We start from the raw sequence: 1,292 nt of genomic DNA on the forward strand, positions 1-1,292 counted from the left end.
CGTGCTCGGGTTCACTACCACGCTGAACAGCGGCCCCCGTGGACCCGTGGCCGTCAGCGTATTGTTGGCGCCATTCCAGCTGTAGTTCACCGTTTCCTGGCCAACCGTTCCACTGGTGCCGTGCATCATAGCGAAGTTGACGCTACCCGCGCCGTCAGGTCCAAATCCGAAGGTCAGGGTGCCACTGAACGTGGCTTCGTTAGTGTCTGGATCCGGTGCCACCACCAAATCGCCCGTGGTACTCGCCGGATTGCCACCAGTCAGACCGTCGTCATCCACCGCGGCAGTGGTTGAACCACCGGTTGGCACATTGGCATCGGTGATGTTGAAGCTGGCAGCCTTGGTAACAGCATCACCATCACTATCGGTCACGGTAAAGGTCAGGTTGTCGGTCACTGGGTTGGTGGTATCCACCGACGCATCGGCCGTGTAGCTGTAACTGCCGTCCGCTTTCACCTTGAGCACACCATTGCCAACATCCACAACCTGAGAGTAACCATCACCGCCAAAGGTCAGTGCAATGCCATTGATATGACTGACTCCGGCACCATCGGCACCAGGCACAAAGTCGAAGGCCCCCAGTTTGGTGGTACCTTCCGCCACGCTTTGCGCTGCCTCATCGGTAGCGATCGGACCATCGTCTTCGAAGCGGAACGTTCCGTTGGCCCCTAGATCGAGGCTGGCCTCGGCACTGTCACCATCGGCATCGGTCACGGTCTGCACCAGGGTCAGCACACCATTGCTCAGCGTCAGGCTGACACTGTCATCCGCGCTGCTGGTATTGCCGTGCCAGACATTGTCCAGCAGGTTCAGAGTCACGGCACCACTGATCGGATCGATGGTAAAAGTGAAGTAATCCACTCCGTTGGCACTGCCGGTGATAATGTTGAACGCTTGATTGAGCAGAATTTGAGCGCCCTGACCATTGGTCGCCTGCGGATCGACCGCGTAGAGGCCGCTCGCCACGTTGCTACCGCTCAGTGCCAGGCTGTAACTGATACTACCTGCCCCATCCGACCCGAAGGAATGACTGAACTGGGCTTGCACCGTAGCGGCCGCCAGAGTGGCACTCGCAATACCATCGCCACCCACACCGCCCAGTGCGGGCAGGCTCTCATCCACCATCACGGTCCCCAGACCCGGCGCCTCAACAGCTAGCCCCACTGTCGGGCCATCGTCGTCGAAGCTGAACACCGAGCGCTCGCCATCGGCCAGCACGATGCTGTCCGAGACCCTCACCGGATCGCCATCGGCGTCGGTACGGATCACCTCATACTGCAGCGCCAGGCTGC

Annotated in this window: 1 protein-coding gene; it reads right to left on the bottom strand. The window is 60.1% G+C overall.

Translation table 11 applies throughout. The features are described from left to right. Positions 1–1,292: DUF5801 repeats-in-toxin domain-containing protein (locus AACW18_RS02635; RefSeq protein ID WP_256352022.1), on the bottom strand; the 1,292-nt coding region annotated here is incomplete at both ends.

This window comes from Aeromonas sp. sia0103 (assembly GCF_963895295.1).
GTDB lineage: Bacteria > Pseudomonadota > Gammaproteobacteria > Enterobacterales > Aeromonadaceae > Aeromonas > Aeromonas encheleia.